The 6926-nt window shown below is 57.7% G+C and carries 7 protein-coding genes and 1 pseudogene; 2 read left to right on the forward strand and 6 right to left on the reverse strand.

All coding sequences use genetic code 11. The features are described from left to right. Positions 1–30: 30 nt before the first annotated feature. Positions 31–1181, forward strand: a pseudogene (locus PQQ96_RS22960) (IS3 family transposase); the annotation flags it as partial. 255 nt (positions 1182–1436) lie between these two features. Here PQQ96_RS22960 and PQQ96_RS22965 read toward each other — a convergent pair. From PQQ96_RS22965 to PQQ96_RS22980, 4 genes are all read right to left on the reverse strand, one after another. Further along, complete coding sequence (locus PQQ96_RS22965) at positions 1437–1739, reverse strand: lysozyme inhibitor LprI family protein (RefSeq protein ID WP_408296948.1); 303 nt, start codon at positions 1737–1739, stop codon at positions 1437–1439. A gap of 113 nt (positions 1740–1852) precedes the next feature. After that, positions 1853–2347 carry a lysozyme gene (locus PQQ96_RS22970; protein ID WP_408296949.1) on the reverse strand — a complete coding sequence of 165 codons (495 nt, stop codon included), beginning with the start codon at positions 2345–2347 and terminating at the stop codon, positions 1853–1855. A 418-nt stretch (positions 2348–2765) separates the two neighbouring features. Beyond that, on the reverse strand, positions 2766–3182 hold the full coding sequence (locus PQQ96_RS22975; protein WP_408296951.1) for a hypothetical protein: 417 nt from the start codon (positions 3180–3182) through the stop codon (positions 2766–2768). A gap of 156 nt (positions 3183–3338) precedes the next feature. Then, complete coding sequence (locus PQQ96_RS22980; protein ID WP_408296953.1) at positions 3339–4613, reverse strand: serine hydrolase domain-containing protein; 1275 nt, start codon at positions 4611–4613, stop codon at positions 3339–3341. A 246-nt stretch (positions 4614–4859) separates the two neighbouring features. Between PQQ96_RS22980 and PQQ96_RS22985 the strand changes: the two genes are divergently transcribed. Further along, on the forward strand, positions 4860–5597 hold the full coding sequence (locus PQQ96_RS22985; RefSeq protein WP_408296955.1) for a class I SAM-dependent methyltransferase: 738 nt from the start codon (positions 4860–4862) through the stop codon (positions 5595–5597). An 8-nt stretch (positions 5598–5605) separates the two neighbouring features. Here PQQ96_RS22985 and PQQ96_RS22990 read toward each other — a convergent pair whose 3' ends face one another. Both PQQ96_RS22990 and PQQ96_RS22995 read right to left on the reverse strand, forming a co-directional pair. Beyond that, positions 5606–6223, reverse strand: coding sequence for an HAD family hydrolase (locus tag PQQ96_RS22990; RefSeq protein ID WP_408296956.1), 618 nt, complete (start codon positions 6221–6223; stop codon positions 5606–5608). A gap of 48 nt (positions 6224–6271) precedes the next feature. Further along, positions 6272–6679 carry a hypothetical protein gene (locus PQQ96_RS22995; protein ID WP_408296958.1) on the reverse strand — a complete coding sequence of 136 codons (408 nt, stop codon included), beginning with the start codon at positions 6677–6679 and terminating at the stop codon, positions 6272–6274. Positions 6680–6926 lie beyond the last annotated feature (247 nt).

The following is a 6926-nucleotide window of genomic DNA, read 5'->3' on the forward strand; positions in this document are numbered from 1 at the left end:
CACCTATCCTTTTGAACAGGAGGTGCCACCATGGCGAAGCATCGCACCCCGTACCCGGCGGAATTCCGGGTCCAGATGGTCGAACTGGTCAAGGCCGGGCGCAGGCCTGAGGACCTGGAGAAGGAGTTCGAGCCGACCGCGCAAACCATCTACAACTGGGTGGCGCAGGCCGATCGTGACGCAGGCAGACGGCACGACGGGCTGACCACCACGGAACGCGAGGAACTGACACGGCTGCGCCGCAAAGTTCGCCAGTTGGAGATTGAGCGGGACATCTTGTCAAAAGCGGCGGCCTGGTTCGCCCGGGAGACCGGGACCGTGCCCGACAAGGGTTCGAGTTCATGAAAGCGAATCAGGCCACCTGGCCCATTACCGCCATGGCGCGGCTGCTGAAGGTCTCCACCAGCGGCTTTTACGCGTGGCTTGGACGCGGGCCATCGAAGCGGGCACGCAGTGATGCGGACCTGCTGGCGCGCATTCAGGCGATCCATACGCGCTCGCGCGGCACCTATGGGATGCCCCGCATTCACGTCGAACTGGTCCACCAGGGCGTTCATGTGGGGCGCAAGCGGGTCGCCCGCCTGATGCGTATCGCGGGGCTGTGCGGTGTGAGCCGGCGGCGCTGGATCACCACCACGCGGCGCCAGCCCGACGCGCGGCCGGCTCCCGATCTGGTGCAGCGGCACTTCAGCGCCGACGCGCCCAACCGGCTGTGGGTGGCCGATGCAACCTACGTGCCGACCGGCGAGGGCTTCCTGTATCTCGCGGTGGTTCTCGATGTGTTCAGCCGCCGCATTGTCGGCTGGTCGATGTCAAATCATCTGTACACCGAACTGATGATACGGGCACTGGACATGGCGTTGGCGCAACGCCGACCCAACGGGGTGATCCACCACTCCGACCAGGGTTGCCAGTACACGTCGATCACTTTCGGCCGGCGCTGCCGCGAGGCTGGCGTGCGTCTGTCGATGGGGACGGTAGCGGATTGCTTCGACAACGCCATGTGCGAAAGCTTCTTCGCCACCCTTGAATGCGAACTGCTGGCGCGCTCGCACTTCGCCACGCGTGAACAGGCGCGGCGCGAGATCTTCCACTTCCTGGAGGCGTGGTACAACCCGTTTCGCCTTCACAGCGGGCTCGGCTATCGCTCGCCGATCATTTACGAACAGCTGTATGCAGCACAAAAACCGACCTCATCCACATGCGAGTTGCCCACCGCCGGCCGGCGCCGTGGTCGTGACAGGCGACCCGCCGACCGGCCGTGGACAACTCGCAGTCCCTCTTCAAACGGAGGTAATCTATCCGCTCAAAATTCAACTACGTAACCGTCCACCGAAACGGGTCACCCCCACAACCGAGTGCCTGACTTTATAAAGCAAGGCTGAAGCGCTGGACAACTTCTAAACCTTGCTACCAGCTATACGCCGGTTCGTCAGTCAATTGCATCGGTGAATCGATGCGATTACCTTTGTCATGCGGTCGGTCTCTGCCGCCTCGCAGGCAGCAATCTCCATCGGCACGATCGAACCGCCTCCGTTTTCTGCCTCAGCGGACTTCTTGCAACTCGCATCGCGTCGCTTCTTCCATGCAGCGATCTTGTTCTCCAGGCGTGCTTTGCAGCCCGGGGATTTCGCGGCTTTATCGTCGACGGCATCCTGCAGTTTCTGCTCAGCAACCACCCTGTCGCGCCATGCACAAAAATTCAAGCTCATCTGGTTTGCGTCGCAGTCCGCCAGCATGCCTTGCACCTCGCTCGCAGGCAGTCCACTTTGCCGCGAGATGACGTCAGCAGGATCGACGGTGGCAGCCAGTGCGGTAGAGCACGCGAGTGCGAGAGTCAGGAGAGCAACTTTCATCGCGCCCCCTGAGCGAATGGCGCAGCTTCTTCGCGTCGGCGGTTGACAAGTCCAGTCACGCGGCGCGGTGGCAGACGGTGACCTTGTGCGTCGTGTGGATGTACATACACGCAGAGTGCCATGTTGCTTGCGACCAGCCTGTCGTTACCGCTGTTGGCGGCAACAAACGTGTCGCGCGACCCGCCTTCGCCTGAGTTATAGGCGAAGCTCACCAGTGAGTCGAACTGCTCCTGTGTGAGTTCGTGATCTCCCACATTGCGGCGAACAATCTGTTCGGTGAGTCGGACCTTCGTCGCAAGCTGCGCATTGACCTGCGCGACTGATATTGGGCGTTGGAGTTCATCCGGGGTGCAAAATCCCAGATGAGCAAGCGTGCCAACCCCGTAGGTGCAGTTATTCGCTACATCGTTGTAGTAGTTCATCACAGCACCTTCGCGACGGCGCAAATCCGCCCAGCCGGCAGGGCTCAGACGCATTGATTCATTCGGCATAGTTCTCTCGCGGAGACTAAATCGACCAGACTTTATCATTCGTCAGAGGAGAACGGGATGGGAGGTTAAGACTTGTCACGCTTGATGCAGATGCTCGGGGCAGTAGCAGAGGCACGCTGGTGACCGTGGCTAGGTTCCCGCGGCAGAAATCAACAGCACGTTGACAGTATTCGGGCCAACGTAGAACCTTGCGCGCCTGCAGAATATGAACGCAGACATCGCCGGAATCACCATTGGGTCACCATTTGGCGATTGTCGGGGATCTAGCCAACTACGTCGAATGTCTCAAATTGGCCGAACCCGGGCCGACGGCGAACTTCCGTAGCCGACCCGACTCGACCACTCGAATTATTCGAAAGCGGCACTCGCCGCTCGCGTCTGCCGCTCGTCTACGGCTGCACGCCGGAGGAAGCACCCGTTATCTTCTGCTTTCAAGCTCCAGTCCACCCTTTCCGTTCGGACGCCATACCTCGCCTTTGTCGGAGCTAACATTGAAGAACCCAACGTTATGCTTGGCCGCGAGCGTAAACATTGTTTTATACGCATCCTCGGCTACAGACCACGCGAATGTCGCGTAGATGATTTCCCGACCAACGCTATAGTCTGTAAGACGCGGGTCGTCTTCAGGTAGCGGTTGCGGCGCAAGCGGTCCGTTCATTGAAGGATATTTCTGAATCATTTCCGTGAACCAAGCCCGCAGGTTTGGGGTGGATACCTCAGGATCATGATATGAATGCCCTTCGCCCCAACGGGTCTGTACCCGGTACCATTCAAGAAAGGCAGCATCCCCTTTGGGCGCAATCTCGGGTGCGAATACCATCAAGTCATAGCTCATCCCGCTGGTTCCTCTATCGTGACGAAAAGCGCAAATTTATGGTGTTAGACGGTCCCTAAGTTCGCTGACGACAGCTATCGGCGACCCACCTCTCAGCAACTCAGGTGCTTTGAGGAGAGAGCGTCGTAGGCGGCCGTTGATTGTCGGCAATCTATGCTACATCGACGATGCCGTCCCGTACTGTTTGATCAAACTGCGCCAAAGTACAAGTAGCTCAGCTTCTCCAGGCGCTCCCACGGCCTGCGTGCGAACCGCGGTATGTACGAGGACAAGACCAGATTCGGGATCGACAAAGATGCGTTGTCCGTGGATGCCTTCCAAGGCGAACGCACCGCCCGGACCGGGTAACAACCAGACTTGGTATCCGTAACCACCCGGATGATTCCCCTTGCCCAACGCGAGAAAAGATCCCGGAGTGGCCGGCTTTGTAGCATCCAGTACCCACTGACGCGGGATAATCTGGCGGCCATTGAACGCACCGTCGTGCGCGAGCAGCAGCCCAAATCGGGCATAGTCTCTCAACGTGGAGTCGAAACAGCAGGAGGCAACTTCCTGGCCTGTGTTGTCGGTGATCCATCGCGCGTCGGCCTCAGCTCCCATGGGTTGCCAGATACGGCTTTGCAAATAATCGGCAAGACTCATACCGGTGGCATGGGTCAGAACAAGACCTAACACTTCAGTGTCGAGGCTGGCGTAACTGAACACATTATCCGGTTCTGCGATACGCGTATTGAATCGCCTGATCGTCGCGATGGGGCCGGGGCCAACGGATGAAAAAAGTAAGCGGTGAAATGTCGCGTCGTCGTCCGAGTCAGAGTAGTTTTGCGCGAATGCAATACCGGACGCCATGTGCAGCAGCGCGCGAATGGGTACGGTTCCCATAACGGTATGCTGGAGTTCCGGCACATACGTCTGGACCGTATCATCGATCGACGATATTTTGTGTTCTGCGATCGCGACACCAACAAGCATTGACACGAACGTCTTTGCCATCGAGTCAGACATGAAGCGATCCTGATCGGTGCGGCCGTACTGGTAGTGTTCAAACACGATTGAGTTGTTCCGCGCGATTAACAAACCGGTTGTCGGATTGCGCGCCAGGTAGTCCTTTATTGTCAGGTCTTGATTGTCGTACTTGTAAGTCACGCTCACTTCGGCCGGCGCACGCTCAAGCGTCGAGGGGGTTCCGGCCTTTGCTACGAGATGGGATGGATGCAAGCTGTCGAAGTGAGAGTAATTCCCGACCATGTTCGGTTGATGTAACAAGGGCGAGCCGACCGGATAGCCCAACTTCTCTCCGTATTCAAGCGCGTCTGGTCCCGTAGCGGAGAATACGGGATTTGCGCCCTGCTCACTTCCAGAGACGGCAGGCATGGACGCGATGACCAGAACGATGGGTAGGGCGTAGACGAAGCGGCGAAAAAGATACAAGGCGGGGCTCCTCCGAGGTTGTCGACAGAGCACAATGGGCTCGATAGACGCGAGTTCAGTTCTCGCCTTCAGGAACGGTAAAAAACGCAGTAGCGTTGACAAGAGTACAGGTCGGCGGGTTACAGAGAGTTACTGACAACGATGCTCCATTTGTTGCTCGGGATTATTCCGCACTGACTCGCGTCCGTGCCGGATCACCCCGCGTAACGGACCTTCAACTTGACCGTTACAAGCTGGAGAATGGTGATGAAAGAGCAGTTTCCCTATGGCCTCGACGCCCCCTACGTCGTCCGCAATCTCGCCCTCGCAGCCACGGCGTGCTGGTTGTTGTTTGCGCTGAGCTTCGCAAGCTGGATGCCGATCATCGTCGATGGCATGGCCTGGCCCGCGTCCTTCTTCAGCTTTGGGGCGTTGTGGATGCTTTGGAGCAGCGCCTACGGCAAGCTGCGGGAGCGCGAAAAATTGCTGGATGTGCTGCGCTGGACGGGGCAAGAAAAGGGCCTGGATATCGGCTGCGGGCGTGGTCTCATGGCCGTGGGTGCCGCCCTGCGTGCGCCGAAAGGAAATGTACTAGCGGCGGATATCTGGCAACAGGTCGACTTGAGTGGAAACAGCCCAGAGGCCCTGATGATCAACGCCCGACGCGAAAGCGTGGATCAACTCATCGAGATCGTCACCGCGGATATGCGCGCGCTTCCCCTCCCCGATCATTCCATCGACACAGTGGTCTCTTCTACCGCGATCCATAATGTCTACGATGCCGTTGGCCGTGACAAGGCGATCGATGAGATCGCACGAGTGCTCAAGCCATCCGGCCAGGTGCTGATCAGCGATATCCGTCACCTACCCCAGTACATGCGTCGCCTGCGCGCCGCTGGTTTCGACGTGACGCTACACCGGGCTGCTGCGAGCTGGATCTGGCGCGTTATCAGTTTCGGTACGCTCGCCCCGGGTGTGCTCGTGGGGCACAAGCGTCAAGGATGATCGGTCTGCTAGTCCAGTCGGATGAGAAATTCCTCCGTGAGCTGCGCCGCCAGCTTGCCCACATCGTTATTTTCATCGTCGTGAAAGATGACGCTCATGCCGAGCGCCTTGGGTGCAATCAAATTGTCTAGATTGTTATCGACGAAGAGACTCTCTTCCGGTCGTAAGTCGAGACAACGCAAAGCACACTCAAACACTGCCGCGTTGTCCTTGCCGGAGCCAAACTCGGCAGACACAATTATCGGGCTGAACAACGCATCGAGATCTTGAGACTTCCTCAAGCAGTCGATCCTATCTTTTTTGTTATCCGTGATGATTCCGATAGCGTATTTTGGCTTCAATCTGCGCGCAAGTGCGAGCATGGCATCATTTGCCGGAGTACTCAGGAACGCCTGTTCGAGCAAAGAAAAATCGATCTCGCAATGCATGGCCCCGCAGACGGCGTCCCAAATCTCCCTATGCGTGATTTTCCCGACAAGCAACTCTTGATTGTATTTTGAAAAAGCCTTTTGAACCGTTTCGTACTCGACGGCGGCCATTTTGCTCAGGTACCGGTTCGTCGTGAGCGAGCCGGTCTTATCAGTCGTCAGTACGCCATCGTAATCAAAGAATATTGCTTTTATCACGCCCGGCCTTTCCTATCGAAAGTTGCAGTTCCCATGGAGGTCGCATTGCTACCCGGTTGTCGATTTAAAATGATCCAGCTGGCTGTGTCGAACGTCTCGAGATGGCCGAACTGAGTCCGACAGTCTGATATGTCCGAGTGCATACGGCGGCAATTCCGCAGTTCCAGCCTGCCAACGAAATCCTATTGCGCCGCTGACATCGCCGTCCCGAATCCATCGGACCATGCTGGGCAGACGGGCGACCGTCGAGCCATCGGGCAGAGGAATCGCGCCGCCCAATGCGGTTGGATCATCCAAACCGTCTACAAATGCCTCCGCATCCACTTCGATAGCATGCAACTGTTCACGTGCAGCGACTTCCTTACGAACGTTGTCAGGTGACCATCCGGCCTTAAGGGCCGAAACGTAGCCCGGCAGCAATGCGGTCGTAGGTCTCAACAATTCAATTGAGCTCATTTTGTTCGGCGCGTGTCAGCGCGCAATGATTGTCAACAGTTTAAGCGGTGCGGGCGAGTGTCTCAAAGTGACCTGGAGTTGCCGCATGCGATTGGCATACCTGCTTCGACCTTGCACGGCTGCGATCGGCTGCACGCGACCCTGAAGAGCCACTCAACTTTTCTCCGAGCGGACGTTCGCGGCGACGGTGCATTACCCTTAACAGCCCTTCTACGTTCTCGTTAGCGGACAGTGTGCACCCGCCGAA

This window comes from Paraburkholderia sediminicola (assembly GCF_046027825.1).
Classification (GTDB): Bacteria; Pseudomonadota; Gammaproteobacteria; order Burkholderiales; family Burkholderiaceae; genus Paraburkholderia; species Paraburkholderia sediminicola_D.